Raw genomic sequence first — 17,801 nt, 5'->3', positions numbered from 1 at the left:
ACATTTGCGTTGCAACGTCGGCGCTCGTCAGACCTCGAAGTCGACGGCGACGCGAGAGGCGACGACCGACGCGATGTAGGCGCCGGCTTCTTTGTGCGCCGGGTGCACCTGGTAGGCCGCGAGGGCCTCCAGCGAGTCGACATCGGCGACGAGGGTGACATCCCAGTTGACATCGGGATGCGCGACATTCGCCCCTGCCGACACCGCGCGCAGCTCGGGCACGACGCCCATCAGCGCGTTCAGTCGACGGGCGACCTCGGCCGCCTGCTCCGCGCGCACCGCGGCGTCTTCGGCCGCGAGCTTCCAGCTGACGACATGACGGATCACTTCATGGCCTCCTCGAGTGCCTGACGCAGACGGTCGGGCGACACGCGCCAGTGCGCGTGCAGCTCGCCGTCGATGAGCACGACCGGGATCTTCTCCCACCAGCGCTCGTAGAGCGCGGGATCATCGGCGATGGACTTCTCGACGATCTCGAGACGCTCGGCGGCGGCATCCGGCAGCTCGGCGACGACGGCGTCGACCACCTCGCCCGCGACCTCGCAGAGGTGGCAGTCGGGCTTGCCGATGATCGTGAGCGTTGTCACTGCTCTACCGGGCGCCCCTGGGCGACCCAGGCGGCGGTGCCGCCGTCGACGTTCGTGGCATCGTGACCGCGCTCCGCCAGCACCTCGACGACCCGGCCCGAGCGACCGCCCAGCTCGCAGATGACGTCGAACGCCTCACCGGGCAGCTCATCGAGGCGGCCGCCCAGCTCGGACATCGGCAGGTTAATCGCGCCGGGGACGTGCCCCGCCTCGAACTCGTGGCGCTCGCGCACATCGATGAGGGGCACGCCCTCGCGCTCGGCGAGCTGCTCGACGGTGATCGACTTCATGGGTTCTCCTCTGTGGCCGCAGACACGAAGCGCCCGTCCGGAGACAGGCGCTTGTGTCGTGCCGCTTACTTCTTGTTGCGGCGCTGGTGGCGAGTCTTGCGAAGCAGCTTGCGGTGCTTCTTCTTCGCCATGCGCTTGCGGCGCTTCTTGATGACTGAACCCACGGAAACCTCACTAAGTCAGGGGTTGGATGCCATGGAACGGCACCCGGGTACGAGGCACGAAAAAAATGCCTCGGACGATTCTAGCAAACCGTCGCACGCCTCCCGAACCGGCGGATCAGCCCACGTCGGCGATCGGGGTGCGCATCGCATCGGCCACGGCCGACTCGGGCACCCGGTAGCTGCGGCCGAAGCGGATCGCCGGCAGCTCACCCGCGTGCACGAGTCGATACACGGTCATCTTGGACACGCGCATGATCTCGGCGACCTCGGCCACCGTCAGGAATCGAACGTCTTGAACGTCGGGCATCCCCAATACCCCTTTCTGCTGAAGCACAGCATATGGGGTGGGTGCGACAGCTGTAAACACGTGTGGCTGCTGCGACTCCGGGCGCTCAGGCTCCACCTTCGCGCGCGGCACGGGCGCGAGCCTCGCGCAGGGCCAGCCGCTCCTCCTTGCGAGCCGCATGCAGCGCCTTCTCGGCCTCGCGCAGCGCCTTCCGCTTCTCGCGCACCTTCTTGTCGGCGAGGACCTGCGGCGGGTCTTCACTCTGCCACTGCACGGGAGGGACAGGTCCGGCACCGGCTGCGCGTTCGTCGACGTAAGCCGCCACGCCCTCGAGCAGGCGATGCAGACCGAACCGGAACGTGTCGGAGTCGTCGAGGAAGACACCGTCGTCGACGGCGGCGCGCAGCGCGGGGAACTCGTCGGCGGTGATGACACGGTCGAAGAGCGCCGACTCCTGCTGAGAGATCTGCTCGGCGTTCAGACCCGTCGCGCGGGCCTGCTCGGTGTAGCCGGCGAAGACGATGCCACACCACCGCGCCTGCCCCATCACAGCCAGCGCGACACCGATGCGCTCGGTCGGGCTGAGCCCGGTCTCACCGAGGGCATCGAGCGATGCGTCGAGCCAGGCCGAGCTGTTGGGCGTGACGGGCGAGCCTGTGATGGGAAGGGTCAGTATCCAGGGGTGCTCGAGATAGACGGCGACGGCCGCGTCATAGAGCGACTCGAGCTTCGCCCGCCACCCCACCTGCTCGCGATGCGCCTCGGGCGGCAGGCCCGTCGCGTGCTCCTGCATGAGCAGCAGCAGGTCGTCCTTCGCGCTGACATAGCGATACAGCGACATCGGCGTGAACCCGAGTCTGGCGGCCACGGCCGCCATCGAGACCGCACCGATCCCCTCGGCGTCGGCCAGCGCCACCGCAGTGTCGACGATGCGCTCGACGCTCATCTCGCGCTTCGGCCCGCGCTGCGGATCCGCCGCGATGCCCCATGCCAGTGCGATGCCGCGGGGAAGGTCGGTCTCGTCGTCGGCCATGCGTCAAGCATAGGTTGTGTATGTCATAAACAGCGTGTTAGCGTCATAAACAGTATTTGCCATACACAGAAGGGGATGCCATGCCGCTCGCCATCCACGCGACAGCGCTGAGCAAGCAGTACCGGGGGCGCACCGTGCTCGACGGAATCGACCTCGAGGTGGAGAGGGGTGAGATCTTCGCGCTCCTCGGCGCCAACGGCGCGGGCAAGACCACGACCATCAGCATCCTGACCACGCTCGTCCGACCCGACGGCGGCACGGCCGCCGTCGCCGGCCACGACGTGGTCGTCTCGCCCGAGGAGGTGCGCCGTCGCATCAGCCTCACGGGGCAGTCCGCTGCGGTCGACGACATGCTCACCGCATCCGAGAACCTCACGATGTTCGCCAGGCTCGGCGGCCTCGGCATCCGCTCGGCTCGCGCTCGCGCCGCCGAGCTGCTCGAATCCCTCGATCTGGAGGAGGCGGCGAACCGCAGGGTCGGCACGTTCTCCGGCGGAATGCGCCGACGCCTCGATCTCGCGCTGAGCCTGATCGTCGCACCCGAGGTGCTCTTCCTCGATGAGCCCACCACCGGTCTCGACACCCGCAGCCGACGCACTCTGTGGCATCTGATCCGCTCCCTGGCCGACGCGGGCACGACGGTCTTCCTCACCACCCAGTACCTGGAGGAGGCCGATGAGCTGGCCGACAGGATCGCCGTGCTCGACAGCGGACGTATCGTCGGGCTGGGCACACCTGCGCAGCTCAAGGCCCGCATCGGCGGCACCTCGGTCGAGGTGGAGAACGCCGACGGGGCCCTGCTGCTGAGCCTGCCCACCGACGGCACGATCGCAGGGATCCGCGCCGCGCTCGACTCGATCGGCCTCGTCGAGGGCGCGCTGCACCTGCGCACCCCCTCACTCGACGACGTCTTCCTCGCGCTCACCGGAGATCCGTCCTCGGCTCGGACCACCCCGCTCACCTCATCACGAAAGGAATCAGCATGACCGCCCTCCTCGACGCCTCCGCACCCGGCATCCGTCCGCGGCTTCGCGGCCTGACCGCCGAAGCGGTCTTCATCGACCGGAGCCTTCGCCGGTCGCTGCGCGACGGCGAATCGCTGCTCATGGCGATCCTGCTGCCCGTGATGCTCATGCTCGTCTTCACCTGGATCTTCGGAGGAGCGATCGATCCGGGCGGCGGCTACGTCGACTACGTCGTGCCAGGCATCATCCTGACCTGCGCGGGTTTCGGCGCCTCGTCCACCGCCGTGTACGTCGCGACCGACATGTCATCAGGCATCATCGACCGGTTCCGCACCCTTCCGCTGCGGGCGAGCGCGGTGCTCACCGGGCACGTGGTGGCGAGCCTGATACGCAACCTGCTCGCAACCGCGATCGTCGTCGGCGTGGCCCTGCTCATGGGGTTCCGCCCCTCGGCATCCCCGGGAGAGTGGATCGCGGCATCCGCCCTCATCGCGCTGTACATCCTCGCCATCACCTACCTGTTCGCGGCCATCGGCCTGGCGGCGGGCAGCGCCGAGGCGGCGAACGGCTACGGGTTCGCGCTGCTGTTCCTGCCGTACGTCTCGAGCGGGTTCGTGCCGGTGGAGAGCATGCCCGAATGGCTGCAGCCCGTCGCGGAGCTGCAGCCGCTCACCCCGATCATCGACACGATCCGCGGTCTGCTGCTGGGGAACACGCTCACGAGCGAGCCGCTCTGGGCCGTGGTCTGGTGCGTCGCGATCATCGTCGGCGCCGTCGCGTGGGGCAACGCCCTGTATCGACGCCGCGGCGTTCGTCGCTGACGCCGGGCCGGGCCCGCCTCGTTCGGCGGGTCCGGCTCAGGTGCCGAGCTTCTTCAGGGCCGTGGTCACCACGTGCTTGGCCGACGCCGCCGCTCGGCCGACGACCTCGGCCGCATGCGCGGTCGCTGCCGGCAGCGGTGCGAACGGGATGTCGATCTCGGGCGCCTGATCGCCGTACGCGTCGACGAGGAAGGGCACGAGCCAGTCGTCGACCTCTTCGAGCGGCCCGGCCGAGAGACTGTAGAAGCGACGCTGACCGTCTTCGCGAACCGTCACGAGCTGCGCCTCGCGCAGCACCTTCAGATGCTTCGACACGGTGGGCTGACTGATACCCAGGCGGCTGACGATCTGGGTGACGCTCGTGCCCCCTTCGGACGACTCGCTCAACAGCAGCCGGAGGATGTCTCGCCTCGTGCCGTCTGCGATCACGTCGAAGATGTCGGTCATCCCCTCAGGGTAGTCGGCACCGCACCGGAGTACCATGACGAAGGCTCGGCGAACGACGCCGGCCACCGGAGGAAAGGGGAACGATGTCGGGCATCGTGTCGGCATCCTCCCCGCGGCGAACCCTGCGCGGCGTCGGCAGGCAGGTCAAGCACCTCGTCACCTCATCGCCGTCGCGATTCGCGATCATCATCTTCGCCTCGCTGATCCTGCTCTTCACCGGCCTGCTCTCGCTGCCGATCGCGTCGGCCGACCGCACGGTCACCCCGCTCAGCGACGCGCTGTTCACCGCGGTGTCGACAATCTGCGTCACCGGCCTCGCGACGGTCGACATGGCTGCGCACTGGTCGCCATTCGGCAATGCGGTCATCTTCGTCGGCGTCAACATCGGCGGCATGGGCGTGCTCACGCTCGCCTCGGTCATGGGTCTGGTCATCTCCAAGCGGCTGGGGCTGCGCGCCAAGCTGCTCGCCGCCGGCGACACCAACCCGATGCGCGCGCACGGCGGCCCGGTCAACGAGAGCCAGACCGTGCGCCTCGGCGAGGTCGGCCAGCTGCTGACCACGGTCGCGCTGTCGACCCTGGTGATCGAGGGCACCCTGGCGGTGCTTCTCTACCCAGCCTTGCTGTGGGCCGGCATCCCGCCCATCGCCGCGCTCTGGGAAGCCCCGTACTACGCCGCCATGGCGTTCACGAACACCGGCTTCACGCCCAACGCGGGGGGCGTGACGGTCTTCGCGGACGACTACCTCGTGCTCACGCTGCTGATGACCGGCGTGTTCCTCGGCAGCATCGGGTTCCCCGTCATCTACACCCTGATCAAGCACGTCTGGCATGTGAAGCGGTGGTCGCTGCACTCCAAGCTCACGATCATCACCACCGTGCTGCTGTTCATCGTCGGAGCCGCGGTCTTCCTCGTACTCGAGTTCGACAACCCCCGCACGTTCGGCTCGATGGATGCCGGCGAGACCACGATGAACGCGCTCTTCCTGTCGGCCATGACCCGGTCGGGCGGATTCAACGTGATCGACATCGCCGACCTGCACGGATCGTCGATGCTCGTCGGCTGCATGCTCATGTTCGTCGGCGGCGGCTCGGCATCCACCGCGGGCGGCATCAAGGTCACCACGCTGGCAGTGCTCGCCATCGCCGTCTGGTCGGAGGCGAAGGGACGCCCGTCTGTCGAGGCGTTCGGGCGCCGCATCCCCTCCGACGTGCAGCGCGTGGCCCTCAGCGTCGTCGCCTGGGGCGCCACGATCGTCGCCGTCTCGACGGTGATCATCGCCCAGATCACCAAGGCCGACATCATCGACGTGCTCTTCGATGTCATCTCGGCGTTCGCGACGGTCGGCCTCAGCTCCGGCCTCACCGCCGAGCTGCCGGACTCGGCCAGCTACGTGCTCGCCGTGACGATCTTCATGGGGCGCGTTGGTACAGTGACACTCGCCGCGGCGGTCGCCGCGACTTCCCGATCGCAGCTCTACTCGCTGCCCGTCGAAAGGCCGATCGTTGGTTGAGATGGTGCGGGGCGACGCCCCGGTGCTCGTGATCGGACTCGGCCGTTTCGGCGCCGCATGCGCCGGCGAGCTCGACCGCCTCGATCGCGAGGTGCTCGCGATCGACGAAGACCTCGGCCTCGTGCAGAAGTGGTCGGAGCGAGTCACCCACACGGTTCAGGCGGATGCCCGCAACATCGACGCGCTGCGCCAGATCGGCGCGCAGGACTTCCAGGTCGCTGTCGTCGCCGTGGGGTCGCTGATCGAGGCATCCGTGCTGATCACCGCCAACCTCGTCGACCTGAAGGTGCCGCAGATCTGGGCGAAGGCCGTCTCGCAGTCGCACGGCAAGATCCTCGCGCGCGTCGGCGCGAACCACGTCATCTATCCCGAGCGCGAGGCCGGCGAGCGGGTCGCTCACCTGGTCAGCGGCCGGATGCTCGACTTCATCCGCTTCGACGATGACTTCGTGCTCGCGAAGATGTACCCGCCGAAGTTCATCCGCGGCGTGCGCCTGAACGAGTCGGGCGTGCGGTCGAAGTACAGCGTCACGGTGGTCGGCGTGAAGAGCCCCGGCAAGCCCTTCCGCTATGCGGAGGCGAACACCGTGGTCACCAACCACGATCTCATCATCGTCTCGGGCACGAACGTCGACATCGAGCGCTTCGCCGGCCTCGACCGGTAATCGGTTCCGCGCGGCTCGCGATTCCGGCGCTGAGAACAGGCTCGTTCGCCAGAACAGGCCGGATGCCCGGAATTCGTCCTGCCCCGGGCAACCGTCCTGTTCTCGATCGCGGGCGCCCGGGTCCCCAGACAGCCGCACTCAGGCGCCGGCAGCGAGCTCCTTCGCACGGGCGAGGGCTGCGGCGGTCGCGTCGGCGAAGACGCCGTCGAGCCCGGCGGCCTGCAGCACCGCGACTGCCCGCTCCGTCGTGCCCTTGGGGCTGGTCACGCGGCGGCGCAGCTCGGCCGGATCCTCTCCGGATGCCGCCAGCAGGGCGGCCGCGCCGATGAACGTCTGCTCCGACATGAGTCGGGCATCGGCATCCGAGAATCCCATCCCCCGCGCAGCCTCCGTCAGCTTCTCGATCAGCAGGAAGACGTACGCGGGACCGGAACCGGAGACCGTCGACAGCGCGTCAATCTGCGACTCGGGCACTTCGATGACCGCGCCGACCTGCTCGAACAGGGCGCGCACGAGTGCGATGTCGTCTTCGGTGGCCGCGGGACCTGCCGCGATGCCGGTCACGGCACGCCCGACCGTGGCCGGGGTGTTCGGCATCGAGCGCACCGTGTGCGCGCGATCGCCGAGCGCGTCGGTGAAGGTCGCCAGCGTGACGCCTGCCGCGAGGCTCACGACGATCGCGTCGTCGCGCAGCGACGGGGCGATCTCGCGCAGCAGGTCGGGCACCATGGCGGGCTTCACGCCGACGAGGATGATCCGTGCCGCGGCGGTCGCCTCGGCGTTGCCGTCGGGATTCTCCTCCAGGGCGATGCTGGCGACTCCGGGGAGGGACGCGAGGGCATCCGCCTTCTCGCGGGTCCTGTTGGTGGCGATGATGCCGCCGTCGACCGCGACGCCCGAGGCGACGACCCCCTGCAGGATCGCGCCTCCCATGGAACCTGCTCCGAGGAATGCGAGTGAGGGGAGGGAATCGACCATGCCGCCCATCCTACGAGGCCCACTCAGCCGAGTCGGCCGGCAGCGACGAGCTCTTGCGATCAGAGTCGCACGGGCGCGAGGATCCCCTCGGAAGGAGCATCCGCCTGCCCGAGCATGATCGCGGCGAGCTGATCTCCGACGATCGGGCCCATCGTCAGTCCGCCCGCGCCGAAGCCGGCGTTGAGGTAGACACCCGGCATCGTGTCGATCGCCCCCACGACGGGCAGCGTGCCCTCGGGCATCGGGCGAAGGCCGACGCGGGTCTCGATCAGCGTCGCATCGGCGAGGCCGGGTGCGACGGCGAGCGCGTTCTCGAGCACCTCTCGCTGCCCGGCCGCCGTCACCCGCGGGTCGAAGCCGGTGCCCGGCTCCCTGGTCGCGCCGACCACCACTCGCGAGTCGTCGAACGCGAGCATGTAGTGACCCGACATCGGGTGCACCGACGGCCAGAAGCGGGTATCGACCGAACCAACGTGGAGGTGGGTGATCTGACCGCGCTGCGGCTCGATCGCGACCCGCTTGCCCAGAGGCTCCAGCAGGCGGTTGGTCCAAGCGCCGGCGGCGAGGACGATGCTGTCAGCGACGATCTGGCGACCGTCGACCACCGCCGCCCAGAGTCCGTCGGCGGTGGGCTCGAGCGTCGCCGTTCCCTCGACGACCCTTCCGCCGAGCCGCTCGATCGCGTCCAGCAGCCCACGGCGCAGCACCCGCCCGTCGACGCGCGCGCCGCCCGAGATGTGGATGCCCTCGAAGCCGTCTCCGAGCGGAGGGAAGAGCTCCTTCGCACGCGCCTCGGACACCCGCGACACCTCGCCCGCGAGACGTGCGGCGCCGATCCGGCTGTGCACGCGCTCCTCGACCTCGTCGAGAAGGCTCGCCTCGCGGTTGACGACGAGAGCCCCCGACTGGCGATAGCCGATGTCGTCGATGCCCACTTCGGCCAGGCGCGGGATCAGCTCGTCGTAGAAGTCGGCTCCCGCCGCGTAATAGCGGTAGTACCCCCCCTCGACCGCCGAGCTCCAGGGCTGGATGATCCCGGCGCCGGCGGCCGTCGCCGGCGCCTCGAACCCCGATTCGATCATGGTGACGTCGACGCCGCGCCTCGCGAGAGCGAAACCCGTCGAAGCGCCGGCGACGCCGGTTCCGATCACGATGGCAGTGGGGCTCGAGGCCATGGCAGTTCTCCTTGCTGGTGAGGTGGCTGTGCAGCGATCAGTACGACGGGTGATGCGCCGAGGCGTCGCCGTCTGCCGACAGCCAGATCGCCTCGACGATGCCGTCTGTGCGGTTGAGGATGGTATGGGGTGTCTGCGAGCTGAGATGTATGGCGTCGCCCGCGCCGAGCTCGACGATCTCGTCGCGCAGCTCGAACGTCAATGTGCCGGATAGGACGACGGCGACCTCTTCGCCCTCGTGGCTCAGCCTCGGCAGGGCGACCTTCGTGGGGTGGATCCGGAGGAAGATCGGCCGCAGGCCGGACTGCGCGACGGCGGCCGAGAAGGCGAAGTACTCCCGCTCGCCCACGACGCTCTTGGGCTTCGGACGATCGCCGGCGCGCCAGATCCCGAACTCGGCCTGAGCCGGAGCCGCATTCGATGCCGCCCCGACGACGTCTGCGGGATCGATCTCCAGCGCTCGGGCGATGCCGAACAGCGAAGTCAGCGACAGTGAGCACTCCCCTCGCTCCACGAGCGAGAGGAAGCTGGCCGACATCCCAGACCGTGTCGCCAGATCGCGCAGGCTGAGCCCCGCCTCCTTGCGGATGTCGCGCAGCCGGCTGCCGACAGCCACCAGCGTCGCATCGGCGCCGTTCTCCATATCCCCTCCGAAGGGTTCGTTCCCAACGATGTACGCGCACAGCATATGCCGCTCACGGAGCGTACGCATATTCTGCACACAACTGCGACAGAGTACCGAAAAACCCGGAGAAGTCGCCTGCACACTCCACATTACTTGTGCAGTATTGACGCACACGGACATCGTCGCTATGTTCGTGACCAATCTCGCGAAGGCGGCGCGAACGTCGCCGCTCGCCACACCCCATCCCAACGCCAGGAGGCCGAGTGCTGAACTATCTGCTGCGACGGGTGCTCGAAGCGATCCCTGTGCTGCTGATCATCCTCACGTTCGTCTTCGTGCTGGTGAACGTCGCGGGTGATCCGGTTGCGAGCATGCTCGGCGAGGAGGCCACGCCCCAGCAGGTGGCCGCCACGCGCCACGCGCTCGGCCTCGACCGGCCCATAGTCGTTCAGTACGTCGACTACCTCTGGCATGTCGTCCAGGGTGATTTCGGCGATTCCTACCGCTACGGTCAGCCGGCGCTGGTGCTCGTGCTGCAGCGCCTGCCCGTCACCCTCACGCTCGCGATCAGCGGAATCGCGCTGGCCGTGGCCTTCGCGATCCCCGCAGGCGTCATCGCCGCGGTGCGCCGAGGAAGCGCACTGGACAACTCGCTGCTCGGCATCTCGGTGCTGGCGAAGGCGATGCCCAACTTCTGGCTCGGCATCATGCTGATCCTGGTCTTCTCCGTCGGACTGCGCCTGCTTCCCGTCTCGGGCTCCGGCTCGATCGCCCACCTGGTCCTTCCGGCGGTCGCCCTGGCCACAGGCGTCGCCGCCGAGATCATGATGCTGGTGAGATCCAGCGTGATCGAGGAGCTCGGGAACGACTACGTGCGCACCGCGCGCGGCAAGGGCATCACCGAGTCGCGTGTGCTTCGCGTGCACGCGCTGCGCAACGCGTTCGTTCCGGTCACCAGCATCGTGCTCCTGCAGTTCGCGGGCCTCATCGGCGGCGCGATCATCGTGGAGACCGTCTTCGCCTGGCCGGGGCTGGGGATGCTGCTCATCCAGGCCGTCACCAACAAGGACCTGCCGGTCGTCCAGGCCGGCGTATTCGTCGTAGCCCTGATGATCATCGTCGTGAACCTGTGCGGCGATGTCATCTTCCGCCTCTCAGACCGGAGGATCCAGCTGTGACCGGCACCGATGCACCGCAGTCGACCCATGCGATCCGTCAACCGAAGAAGCGCGCCTCCCTGCTGCGCTCGGCCACCTGGCCCGCGCGCGTGTCGATGGCGATCCTGGCCGCCATCTGCCTCCTGGCGGTGATCGGGCCGTGGGTGACGCCTCATGACCCTGCTCAGATCGACGTCACGAAGGCGCTGCTGCCTCCCTTCACCACCGATCCGGCCGTCCACGTGCTCGGCACGGACAACCTCGGGCGCGACATCCTCTCGCGGCTGATCGTCGGCTCGCGGATCTCGATCCTCGTCGGGGTGCTCGGCGTCACCGTGGCGGGCGTCATCGGCGTGACGGTCGGCATCGTGGCCGGCTACTTCGGCGGCTGGGTCGACGCCGTGCTGATGCGGATCGTCGACGCCTTCCTCTCGATCCCGACGATCCTGCTGATCCTCGCCGTGCTCGCGATCCTCAACCCGGGCGTGACCACCCTGATCATCGTGCTCGGTCTGACGACCTGGGTGGTCTACGCCCGCCAGGTGCGCAACGAGGTGCTCGAGATCCGCGAGCGCCTGTTCGTGAAGGCCGCACGAACCTTCGGCTCGGGGAACCTGTTCATCACCACGCGGCACATCCTCGTGAACGTCGTCCCCACGTTCGTCGTGCTCTCCACCCTCAGCGTTGCGGCGCTGATCGTCACTGAGTCATCCCTGAGCTTCCTCGGGCTGGGCATCCAGCCGCCGGATGTGTCGTGGGGCCTGATGCTGACGGGCGGACGCGACTACCTCGCCACCGCGTGGTGGGTGAGCACGTTCCCTGGCCTGGCGATCACCCTCACGGTGCTCTGCATCCTGTTCATCGGCGACTGGCTTCGCGCCCAGCTCGACCCTCGGCTCAAGACCACGGTGTGAGGAATGACCATGCAGCAGACACCCCTTCTCCGCGTCGAGAACCTCGTCGTCACACCGAAGAACGACCCCTCGCTCACGCTGGTCAACGATGTCTCGTTCGACATACACCCCGGCGAGCGCGTGGCGATCGTCGGCGAATCCGGATCGGGAAAGAGCCTGACCTGCTTCTCAGTCATGGGCCTGCTCGACCCGGCCCTCCAGGTGAGCAGCGGTGAGATCAGCTGGGAGGGACGCAGCACGCTCTCCATGACCCCGTCGGAGCACCGCAGGCTGCTGCGCACACAGCTCTCGATGGTGTACCAGGAGCCGCTGACCGCGCTCAATCCGCTGATGAGCCTCGGCCGGCAGATCAAGGAGGGTGTTCCGGGTGTCCGGGACGAGGACGTCCTCCGCATCCTGGACGAGGTGGGCATGCGAGACCCGCAGCGCGTCGCGCGGGCCATGCCGCACGAGCTGTCGGGCGGCATGCGTCAGCGCGCGATGATCGCCATGGCGATGGTGCGCCAGCCGCGACTGCTCATCGCGGACGAGCCGACGACCGCCCTCGACGTGACCATCGAGTACCAGGTGCTCAAGCTCATGTACGAGCTGACCGAGCGGATGAACACCGCGCTCCTCTTCGTAACGCACGACCTCGGGGTCGTCGCGAGGCTCGCCGATCGCGTCATCGTGATGTACCTCGGCGAGGTCGTCGAGGAGGGCGAGACAGCGGAGGTGCTGGGGGCGCCTGCCCACCCCTACACGAAGAGGCTGCTGGCCGCGTCCTCGCTCGCGACTGCACGCAAGCTCGTCCTCGAGGAGGAGAAGTGATGGGAGCCGACACCATCGACGCAACGGACGCGATCCTCACCCTGAGAGGGATCCGCAAGGCGTTCCGGGTACGGAAAGGGCTCAAGGCCCTCGAGATCCAGGCTCTCGACGGAGTCGATCTGACCCTTCGCCGCTCGAAGGTGCTCGGAGTCATCGGCGAGTCGGGCTCCGGCAAGTCGACCCTCGCGAACATCATCATGGGCCTCGACACACCCGACGCGGGACAGATGATGTTCGACGGAGCCGAGATCGACATGCATTCGCGGCGTGTCCGCGCATCGATCGCACGCGACATCCAGGTCGTCTTCCAGGATCCGTACTCCTCGCTGAATCCCCGCATGAATGTCTTCCAGCTCCTGCGGGAGCCGCTGCGCCACGTGCCCTTCGACTCGAAGAACGCGCTCTGGGAGCACTGCGCCGAGCTGCTCGAGCTCGTCGGACTCGATGCCGATGCCCTCGATCGCCACCCCCACCAGTTCTCGGGAGGCCAGCGGCAGCGTATCGCCATCGCGCGGGCGATCGCACTCAAGCCGAAGGTGCTCGTGTGCGACGAGGCGGTCTCGGCCCTGGACGTCTCGATCCAGGCGCAGGTGCTCGAGCTTCTCGCCGACCTGCGCGAGCGCCTCGGACTCTCGATCGTCTTCATCGCCCACGGTCTGAGCGCCGTCGAGCGGATATGCGACGACGTGATGGTGATGAACGGCGGCCGGGTGGTGGAAGAGGGGCCGAGCGCGCAGGTGCTGCAGACGCCCGCGGATCCCTACACGCAGCGCCTGGTAGCCGTCAGCCGCGACATCGTTCCCTTCAGACTCATGCCGCACGACACCGAAGCCTGAACACCCCCCTACCCGCACCACCGACTCTCCACAGGAGGAGAAATGACGCAATCATCCAAGAAGAGGCGCATCGCAGCAGTGTCCTCACTGGCTGTCGCCGCGCTCGCGCTCACCTCGTGCGCGCTGGGAAGCGACCTCGAGGAGGCGAACAAGGGAGGCGACGACAGCGAGGTCAAGCGACTCGTTCTCGCGCAGAGCTCTGATTTCAAGTCGCTCGACCCCCAGAACCTCGTCGAGACCCCCGGCGAGCGGATCATGCGCAACGTGTACAGCCGTCTGTTCACCATCGACGACGACATGAATCCCCAGCCTGATCTGGTCACCCAGTACGAGCAGACCGACGACCTCACCTGGGTCTTCCACATCCGCGACGACGTGACGTTCCAGAACGGCGACCCGCTCACCGCAGACGACGTGGCGTTCTCGCTGAACCGCCCCTCGGACGACGACGGACTGCTCGAGTACCTCTACTGGAACGGCATCGAGGATGTCACCGCCGTCGACGAGCACACGGTCCAGATCAAGACCAAGGAGCCGATGCCCACCCTCATCCGTCTCCTGGCCAAGAGCGGCGGTGACATCATGCCGTCGAAGCTCATCGAGGAGATCGGCCTCGACGAGTTCTTCAAGGCTCCCATCGGATCGGGGCCGTACCAGATCCGATCGTGGACGCCCGACGATCGCATCATCCTCGACGGCTACGACGACTACTTCGGCGGCGAGCCGAAGTGGGACGAGGTCGAGTTCCGAGTGATCCCGGAGGCGTCCACCCGCATCGGCGAGCTGCTGACCGGCGGCGTCGACATCATCACCGACATCCCGCCGGTCGACTGGGACCGCCTCGAGACCGAGGAGAGCGCTGACGTCGTGTTCGGCGACACGACCCGCACGATGCTCATGCTCCTGCGCAACAAGCAGGGGTGGATCACCGCCGACAAGCGGGTGCGCGAGGCGATCGATCTCGCCATCGACAACGAGGAGATCACGGAAGGCCTGTACAAGGGCGCGGCGAAGCCGATCCGCTCCCGCGTGCCGGTCGGCATCTTCGGCGCGAACCCCGACCTCCAGGACACCTTCGTGTACGACCTCGAGCGCGCCAAGGAGCTGGTGGCCGAGGTCGAGGCCGAGACCGGCGAGCCCATCGTGCTGAACATCACCGCGCCGAACAACAGGTATCCGCTCGACTCGGATGCGACGCAGATGATCGCTCAGATGCTCGAGGAGGCCGGGTTCACCGTCAAGCTCGAGGTGCTCGAAGGCGCCGCGATGAGCGACGCGTTCGGCAACAACACGTTCGGGGAGGGCATGATCATCGGTCTCGCCGATGCCCTGCTCGACGCCAAGTACTCCGTCGGTCACTATCTGGCCGGGGACCCGGCGAACGTCGGCCGTGCCGACTACGACAACCCGAAGGTGAACGACCTGCTGCACGAGGCCAACATGAGCATGGATCAGGACCTGCGCGAGAAGAACTATCAGGAGGCTCTGCAGATCATCGCAGACGACCGCGCGCACGTGTTCCTGTACCAGCTGCCTGCCGCATACGGAGTGTCGACCCGGGTGGAGTTCGAGCCCCGTCTCGATGACCGCACCTACTTCGACGACATCACTCTGAACTAACCCCCGAGGAGGGGTGTGCGCAGGTGCCGGCCGGGCACCCGCGCACACCCCTCCTGCCATGACTGCACCGCTCAACTCACGACCTAAGGAACACACATGACCGAGCCGCTCTTCGACCCCCGCCGCACCGCGTTCATCTCGATCGACATGCAGAACGGCGTCGCCAGTCACGACTCCGTGCCGAACTCCGCCGAAGAGGTGATCTCGCGCGTCTCGACCATCGTCGACGCAGCGCGCGCCGGCGGCGGACTGGTCGTCTACGTCCGCACCAGCTTCCTGCCCGACGAATCCGACGCTCTTCACCCGAAGATGGACGTCGCGCGACCCGCTCGGCCGACGCGCCCCGAGGGATGGGATCAGATCGTTCCGCAGCTGCAGCCGCTCCCGACGGAGCCGGTCGTCGTCAAGCGGAGCTTCGACGCCTTCTACGGATCCGAGCTGGACCTGGAGCTGCGGCGACACGGCATCGACACGATCGTCATCGCCGGCATCTCGACGCATTTCGGTGTCGAGGGAACGGCCCGGAGCGCCTACAACATGGGCTACGACGTCATCGCGGTCGAGGACGCCATGGGCGCCGCGAGCCTTGCCGGGCACGAGGGGTCGCTGAAGAACGTGCTCCCCTACATCGGCCGCGTGCGCAGCGTCGCGGAGGTCGTCGCGGCCTTCACGGCCGAGCAGAGGGCCTGAGCATGAAGATCGTCGTCATCGGAGCCGGCTCCGTCGGAGCGCACATCGCGTACCGGCTGCAGGAGCGGGGAGCGTCGGTCGTGCTGCTCGAGGCGGGCGCACGGGCGCACGGCACGAGTCGCTCCTCGTTCGCCTGGCTCTCCTCGTTTCCGCAGCGGGCGTGGACGGAGGATGCAGGGCGGGCGGCGCTCCGTCCCACCGTTCATCCCCGGTTCGCGGAGCTCGCCGACGAGCTCGGCGGCGACTGGATCCACTGGTGCGGGACGCTCGCCTGGGGGGCTCCCGATGAGCGAGCCTCCTTCCGCGAGCTCGCCGCGACCTGCATCCGACGGGGCGTCGAGCTCGAGGTGTGGGATGCCGCCGCCGCACGCGAGCGGATGCACGGGCTGCGCATCGCCGACGACACCGAGTTCGTCTTCGAGCCCGAGAGCGGCTGGGTCGACGCCCCTGCGCTGATCGACCGGCTGATCGGCCGGCTCGAGGCTCTGGGCGGAACGGTGCGCGAGCAGACCGCCGTCGCCGATCTCCTGCGCGCCGGCGATCGGATCACCGGTGTCGTGACGGCATCCGGTGAGCGGATCGAAGCCGATCTGGTGATCAACGCCGCGGGCAGCTGGGGCAGCCACATCGCCGCCCTCGCCGGTGTGGCCCTCCCTCTGGACATCGTGCCTGGGCTGATGATCTACACGGACCCGGTCGATCCGGCTCTGGCGCCTTCTGCCGTACTCAACTCGCCGACCTGGCTCTCCCGTCCGCATCCGGGCGGCGGGCTCGCGATCCACTGGCGCGGGGAGTCGATGACGAGCAGGCACGGGGCGAACGGCTGGTCGGCCGAGCGCATCATCGCAGATGTGGCGAAGACCATTCCCTCGCTCGACGGTGTCGGCGTCTCGGCGACGCGTGTCGGAATCCGGCCCATCCCGCCGGGCGGGCCCGTCGTCGGGGGCTGCCCTGGGTGTCGGGCCTGTACCACGTGCTCTCGCACGGAGGGATCGGGTGGGGCCCGATCTGGGCGGACGTCGTCGCTCGCGAGGTGCTCGATGGAGAGGACGTCGCAGAGCTGGCGGGCATGCGACCCGATCGCTTCTACCTGCAGACCGCCGAGCTCGGAAGATTCGCCGACGACGCCGAGCAGAGCCGACTCGTCCGCTAGGTTCGCGACGCCGGACGACCGACGCGCCCTCTGCGACCCCGCCGCGCCCCATGAAGTGGGCACGGCGGGGTCGTAGACTCGGCACCATGAGCGCATCCGGTGGCAGCAAGGCGATCATCGCGGCATTCCTGGCGAACATGGGCATCGCCCTGGCCAAGTTCGTCGCGTGGGCGCTCTCGGGTTCGGCATCCATGCTCGCCGAGGCGATCCACTCCGTCGCCGATTCCGGCAACCAGCTGCTGCTGATGCTCGGGAACCGCCGCGCCACCCGCGAGGCGGACCGCGCGCACCCGTTCGGATACGGTCGCGAGCGCTATGTGTCGGCGTTCGTCGTCTCGATCATCCTGTTCTCGCTCGGCGGCCTGTTCGCCGTGTACGAGGGCGTGCAGAAGATCGTGGACCCGCACGAGATCGACCACACCTGGTGGTGGCTGCCCATCGCCGTCCTGGTGATCGCGATCGTGCTGGAGTCGTTCTCGCTTCGCACCGCGGTCCGCGAGAGCAATCTGGTGCGCGGAAAGGGCCAGTCGTGGACGTCGTTCATCCGCCACGCGAAGGCCCCGGAGCTGCCCGTGGTGCTGCTGGAGGACACCGGCGCCCTCGTCGGCCTGACCTTCGCCCTGTTCGGGGTGGGCCTGACGCTGATCACGGGCGACCCGCTGTTCGACGCTCTCGGCACGCTCATGATCGGTCTGCTGCTGATCCTGATCGCGATCGTGCTGGCCATCGAGACGAAGAGCCTGCTGATCGGCGAGGGCGCGAGCCGGGCGGATCACGACCGCATCGTCGACGCCATCGTCGACGGTCCCGATGTCGAGAAGCTCATCCACATCAAGACGCTCTATCTCGGACCCGACGAGCTGATGGTGGCGGCGAAGGTCGCCCTCACCGCCGACAAGACCGTGCGCGAGGCGGCAGCCGACATCGATGAGATCGAGCGCAGGATCCGGGATGCCGTGCCCGCTGCGCGCGTGATCTATCTCGAGCCGGACGTGTACCGGCCATCGCTCGACCCGGAGCCCTCGACCGACGCATTCGTCTTCCCCTCGTCGGACTGATCGACGGTCGGACC

The 17,801-nt window shown here is 68.0% G+C and carries 22 protein-coding genes; 12 read left to right on the top strand and 10 right to left on the bottom strand.

Annotated elements, in window-relative coordinates:
- Positions 1-27 precede the first annotated feature (27 nt).
- The 6 genes from FVO59_RS08825 to FVO59_RS08800 all read right to left on the bottom strand — a co-directional run bounded on the left by FVO59_RS08825 (position 28) and on the right by FVO59_RS08800 (position 2,360).
- A complete protein-coding gene (locus tag FVO59_RS08825; protein WP_182252298.1) occupies positions 28-327 on the bottom strand; it encodes a Dabb family protein in 300 nt (99 codons plus the stop codon).
- Positions 324-587, bottom strand: a complete 264-nt coding sequence (locus tag FVO59_RS08820; RefSeq protein ID WP_182252297.1) for a glutaredoxin family protein — start codon at positions 585-587, stop codon at positions 324-326. The genes FVO59_RS08825 and FVO59_RS08820 overlap by 4 nt, the downstream gene beginning before the upstream one ends.
- Entirely contained in the window at positions 584-877 is a 294-nt protein-coding gene (locus FVO59_RS08815; RefSeq protein WP_182252296.1) for a rhodanese-like domain-containing protein, read from the bottom strand. Before FVO59_RS08815 ends, FVO59_RS08820 begins: the two co-directional genes overlap by 4 nt.
- A gap of 65 nt (positions 878-942) precedes the next feature.
- Positions 943-1,041, bottom strand: a complete 99-nt coding sequence (locus FVO59_RS08810; RefSeq protein ID WP_003792170.1) for a 30S ribosomal protein bS22 — start codon at positions 1,039-1,041, stop codon at positions 943-945.
- A gap of 115 nt (positions 1,042-1,156) precedes the next feature.
- Positions 1,157-1,348: a helix-turn-helix domain-containing protein gene (locus FVO59_RS08805; RefSeq protein WP_182252295.1), complete on the bottom strand. Its 192-nt coding sequence runs from the start codon at positions 1,346-1,348 to the stop codon at positions 1,157-1,159.
- A gap of 85 nt (positions 1,349-1,433) precedes the next feature.
- The gene (locus FVO59_RS08800) at positions 1,434-2,360 is read right to left on the bottom strand and encodes a TetR/AcrR family transcriptional regulator (RefSeq protein ID WP_182252294.1); all 927 of its coding nucleotides are present in this window, start codon (positions 2,358-2,360) and stop codon (positions 1,434-1,436) included.
- An 80-nt stretch (positions 2,361-2,440) separates the two neighbouring features.
- Here FVO59_RS08800 and FVO59_RS08795 point away from each other — a divergent pair, with 80 nt between their 5' ends.
- Positions 2,441-3,346 carry an efflux ABC transporter ATPase subunit, DrrA-related gene (locus FVO59_RS08795; protein ID WP_182252293.1) on the top strand — a complete coding sequence of 302 codons (906 nt, stop codon included), beginning with the start codon at positions 2,441-2,443 and terminating at the stop codon, positions 3,344-3,346.
- The gene (locus tag FVO59_RS08790; RefSeq protein WP_182252292.1) at positions 3,343-4,146 is read left to right on the top strand and encodes an ABC transporter permease; all 804 of its coding nucleotides are present in this window, start codon (positions 3,343-3,345) and stop codon (positions 4,144-4,146) included. Before FVO59_RS08795 ends, FVO59_RS08790 begins: the two co-directional genes overlap by 4 nt.
- 36 nt (positions 4,147-4,182) lie before the next feature.
- Here FVO59_RS08790 and FVO59_RS08785 read toward each other — a convergent pair whose 3' ends face one another.
- Positions 4,183-4,593: an ArsR/SmtB family transcription factor gene (locus tag FVO59_RS08785; RefSeq protein WP_182252291.1), complete on the bottom strand. Its 411-nt coding sequence runs from the start codon at positions 4,591-4,593 to the stop codon at positions 4,183-4,185.
- An 83-nt stretch (positions 4,594-4,676) separates the two neighbouring features.
- Between FVO59_RS08785 and FVO59_RS08780 the strand changes: the two genes are divergently transcribed.
- Both FVO59_RS08780 and FVO59_RS08775 read left to right on the top strand, forming a co-directional pair.
- Entirely contained in the window at positions 4,677-6,107 is a 1,431-nt protein-coding gene (locus tag FVO59_RS08780; protein ID WP_182252290.1) for a TrkH family potassium uptake protein, read from the top strand.
- A gap of 1 nt (position 6,108) precedes the next feature.
- A complete protein-coding gene (locus tag FVO59_RS08775) occupies positions 6,109-6,771 on the top strand; it encodes a potassium channel family protein (RefSeq protein ID WP_430736282.1) in 663 nt (220 codons plus the stop codon).
- Between the two features lie 138 nt (positions 6,772-6,909).
- Here FVO59_RS08775 and proC read toward each other — a convergent pair whose 3' ends face one another.
- Genes proC through FVO59_RS08760 form a run of 3 tightly spaced genes read right to left on the bottom strand, consistent with a single transcriptional unit; the run spans position 6,910 to position 9,567 of the window.
- A complete protein-coding gene (gene proC / locus FVO59_RS08770; protein WP_182252288.1) occupies positions 6,910-7,749 on the bottom strand; it encodes a pyrroline-5-carboxylate reductase in 840 nt (279 codons plus the stop codon).
- Positions 7,750-7,808: 59 nt separating this feature from the next.
- Complete coding sequence (locus tag FVO59_RS08765; protein WP_182252287.1) at positions 7,809-8,924, bottom strand: NAD(P)/FAD-dependent oxidoreductase; 1,116 nt, start codon at positions 8,922-8,924, stop codon at positions 7,809-7,811.
- A 37-nt stretch (positions 8,925-8,961) separates the two neighbouring features.
- The gene (locus FVO59_RS08760) at positions 8,962-9,567 is read right to left on the bottom strand and encodes a helix-turn-helix domain-containing protein (protein ID WP_182252286.1); all 606 of its coding nucleotides are present in this window, start codon (positions 9,565-9,567) and stop codon (positions 8,962-8,964) included.
- A 245-nt stretch (positions 9,568-9,812) separates the two neighbouring features.
- Here FVO59_RS08760 and FVO59_RS08755 point away from each other — a divergent pair, with 245 nt between their 5' ends.
- The 8 genes from FVO59_RS08755 (at position 9,813) to FVO59_RS08720 (ending at position 17,787) form a co-directional block, all read left to right on the top strand.
- Positions 9,813-10,727: an ABC transporter permease gene (locus FVO59_RS08755; protein ID WP_182252285.1), complete on the top strand. Its 915-nt coding sequence runs from the start codon at positions 9,813-9,815 to the stop codon at positions 10,725-10,727.
- Positions 10,724-11,620 (top strand): ABC transporter permease, encoded by an 897-nt coding sequence (locus tag FVO59_RS08750; RefSeq protein ID WP_220465654.1) that lies wholly within the window; start codon positions 10,724-10,726, stop codon positions 11,618-11,620. The genes FVO59_RS08755 and FVO59_RS08750 overlap by 4 nt, the downstream gene beginning before the upstream one ends.
- Before the next feature lie 9 nt (positions 11,621-11,629).
- Positions 11,630-12,430, top strand: coding sequence for an ABC transporter ATP-binding protein (locus FVO59_RS08745; RefSeq protein WP_182252284.1), 801 nt, complete (start codon positions 11,630-11,632; stop codon positions 12,428-12,430).
- A complete protein-coding gene (locus FVO59_RS08740) occupies positions 12,430-13,266 on the top strand; it encodes an ATP-binding cassette domain-containing protein (protein WP_182252283.1) in 837 nt (278 codons plus the stop codon). The genes FVO59_RS08745 and FVO59_RS08740 overlap by 1 nt, the downstream gene beginning before the upstream one ends.
- 42 nt (positions 13,267-13,308) lie before the next feature.
- On the top strand, positions 13,309-14,886 hold the full coding sequence (locus tag FVO59_RS08735) for an ABC transporter substrate-binding protein (RefSeq protein ID WP_182252282.1): 1,578 nt from the start codon (positions 13,309-13,311) through the stop codon (positions 14,884-14,886).
- A gap of 96 nt (positions 14,887-14,982) precedes the next feature.
- A complete protein-coding gene (locus FVO59_RS08730) occupies positions 14,983-15,576 on the top strand; it encodes an isochorismatase family protein (protein WP_182252281.1) in 594 nt (197 codons plus the stop codon).
- 2 nt (positions 15,577-15,578) lie between these two features.
- Positions 15,579-16,805 carry an NAD(P)/FAD-dependent oxidoreductase gene (locus FVO59_RS08725; RefSeq protein WP_182252280.1) on the top strand — a complete coding sequence of 409 codons (1,227 nt, stop codon included), beginning with the start codon at positions 15,579-15,581 and terminating at the stop codon, positions 16,803-16,805.
- Positions 16,806-16,815: 10 nt separating this feature from the next.
- Positions 16,816-17,787 carry a cation diffusion facilitator family transporter gene (locus FVO59_RS08720; RefSeq protein ID WP_182252279.1) on the top strand — a complete coding sequence of 324 codons (972 nt, stop codon included), beginning with the start codon at positions 16,816-16,818 and terminating at the stop codon, positions 17,785-17,787.
- Positions 17,788-17,801: the final 14 nt, after the last annotated feature.

Origin of the sequence: Microbacterium esteraromaticum (assembly GCF_014084045.1) — a bacterium.
GTDB lineage: Bacteria > Actinomycetota > Actinomycetes > Actinomycetales > Microbacteriaceae > Microbacterium > Microbacterium esteraromaticum_D.
Note: the sequence above shows the minus strand (reverse complement) of the source record. Positions and strands in the feature narration are given on the sequence as shown.

Excerpts from the sequence above, each read along its gene's own strand:
- FVO59_RS08815 (WP_182252296.1), bottom strand. The coding sequence starts at position 877 with ATGAAGTCGATCACCGTCGAGCAGCTCGCCGAGCGCGAGGGCGTGCCC.
- FVO59_RS08805 (WP_182252295.1), bottom strand. The coding sequence starts at position 1,348 with ATGCCCGACGTTCAAGACGTTCGATTCCTGACGGTGGCCGAGGTCGCC.
- FVO59_RS08800 (WP_182252294.1), bottom strand. The coding sequence starts at position 2,360 with ATGGCCGACGACGAGACCGACCTTCCCCGCGGCATCGCACTGGCATGG.
- FVO59_RS08795 (WP_182252293.1), top strand. The coding sequence starts at position 2,441 with ATGCCGCTCGCCATCCACGCGACAGCGCTGAGCAAGCAGTACCGGGGG.
- FVO59_RS08790 (WP_182252292.1), top strand. The coding sequence starts at position 3,343 with ATGACCGCCCTCCTCGACGCCTCCGCACCCGGCATCCGTCCGCGGCTT.
- FVO59_RS08785 (WP_182252291.1), bottom strand. The coding sequence starts at position 4,593 with ATGACCGACATCTTCGACGTGATCGCAGACGGCACGAGGCGAGACATC.
- FVO59_RS08780 (WP_182252290.1), top strand. The coding sequence starts at position 4,677 with ATGTCGGGCATCGTGTCGGCATCCTCCCCGCGGCGAACCCTGCGCGGC.
- FVO59_RS08775 (WP_430736282.1), top strand. The coding sequence starts at position 6,109 with ATGGTGCGGGGCGACGCCCCGGTGCTCGTGATCGGACTCGGCCGTTTC.
- proC (WP_182252288.1), bottom strand. The coding sequence starts at position 7,749 with ATGGTCGATTCCCTCCCCTCACTCGCATTCCTCGGAGCAGGTTCCATG.
- FVO59_RS08765 (WP_182252287.1), bottom strand. The coding sequence starts at position 8,924 with ATGGCCTCGAGCCCCACTGCCATCGTGATCGGAACCGGCGTCGCCGGC.
- FVO59_RS08760 (WP_182252286.1), bottom strand. The coding sequence starts at position 9,567 with ATGGAGAACGGCGCCGATGCGACGCTGGTGGCTGTCGGCAGCCGGCTG.
- FVO59_RS08745 (WP_182252284.1), top strand. The coding sequence starts at position 11,630 with ATGCAGCAGACACCCCTTCTCCGCGTCGAGAACCTCGTCGTCACACCG.
- FVO59_RS08740 (WP_182252283.1), top strand. The coding sequence starts at position 12,430 with ATGGGAGCCGACACCATCGACGCAACGGACGCGATCCTCACCCTGAGA.
- FVO59_RS08735 (WP_182252282.1), top strand. The coding sequence starts at position 13,309 with ATGACGCAATCATCCAAGAAGAGGCGCATCGCAGCAGTGTCCTCACTG.
- FVO59_RS08730 (WP_182252281.1), top strand. The coding sequence starts at position 14,983 with ATGACCGAGCCGCTCTTCGACCCCCGCCGCACCGCGTTCATCTCGATC.
- FVO59_RS08725 (WP_182252280.1), top strand. The coding sequence starts at position 15,579 with ATGAAGATCGTCGTCATCGGAGCCGGCTCCGTCGGAGCGCACATCGCG.
- FVO59_RS08720 (WP_182252279.1), top strand. The coding sequence starts at position 16,816 with ATGAGCGCATCCGGTGGCAGCAAGGCGATCATCGCGGCATTCCTGGCG.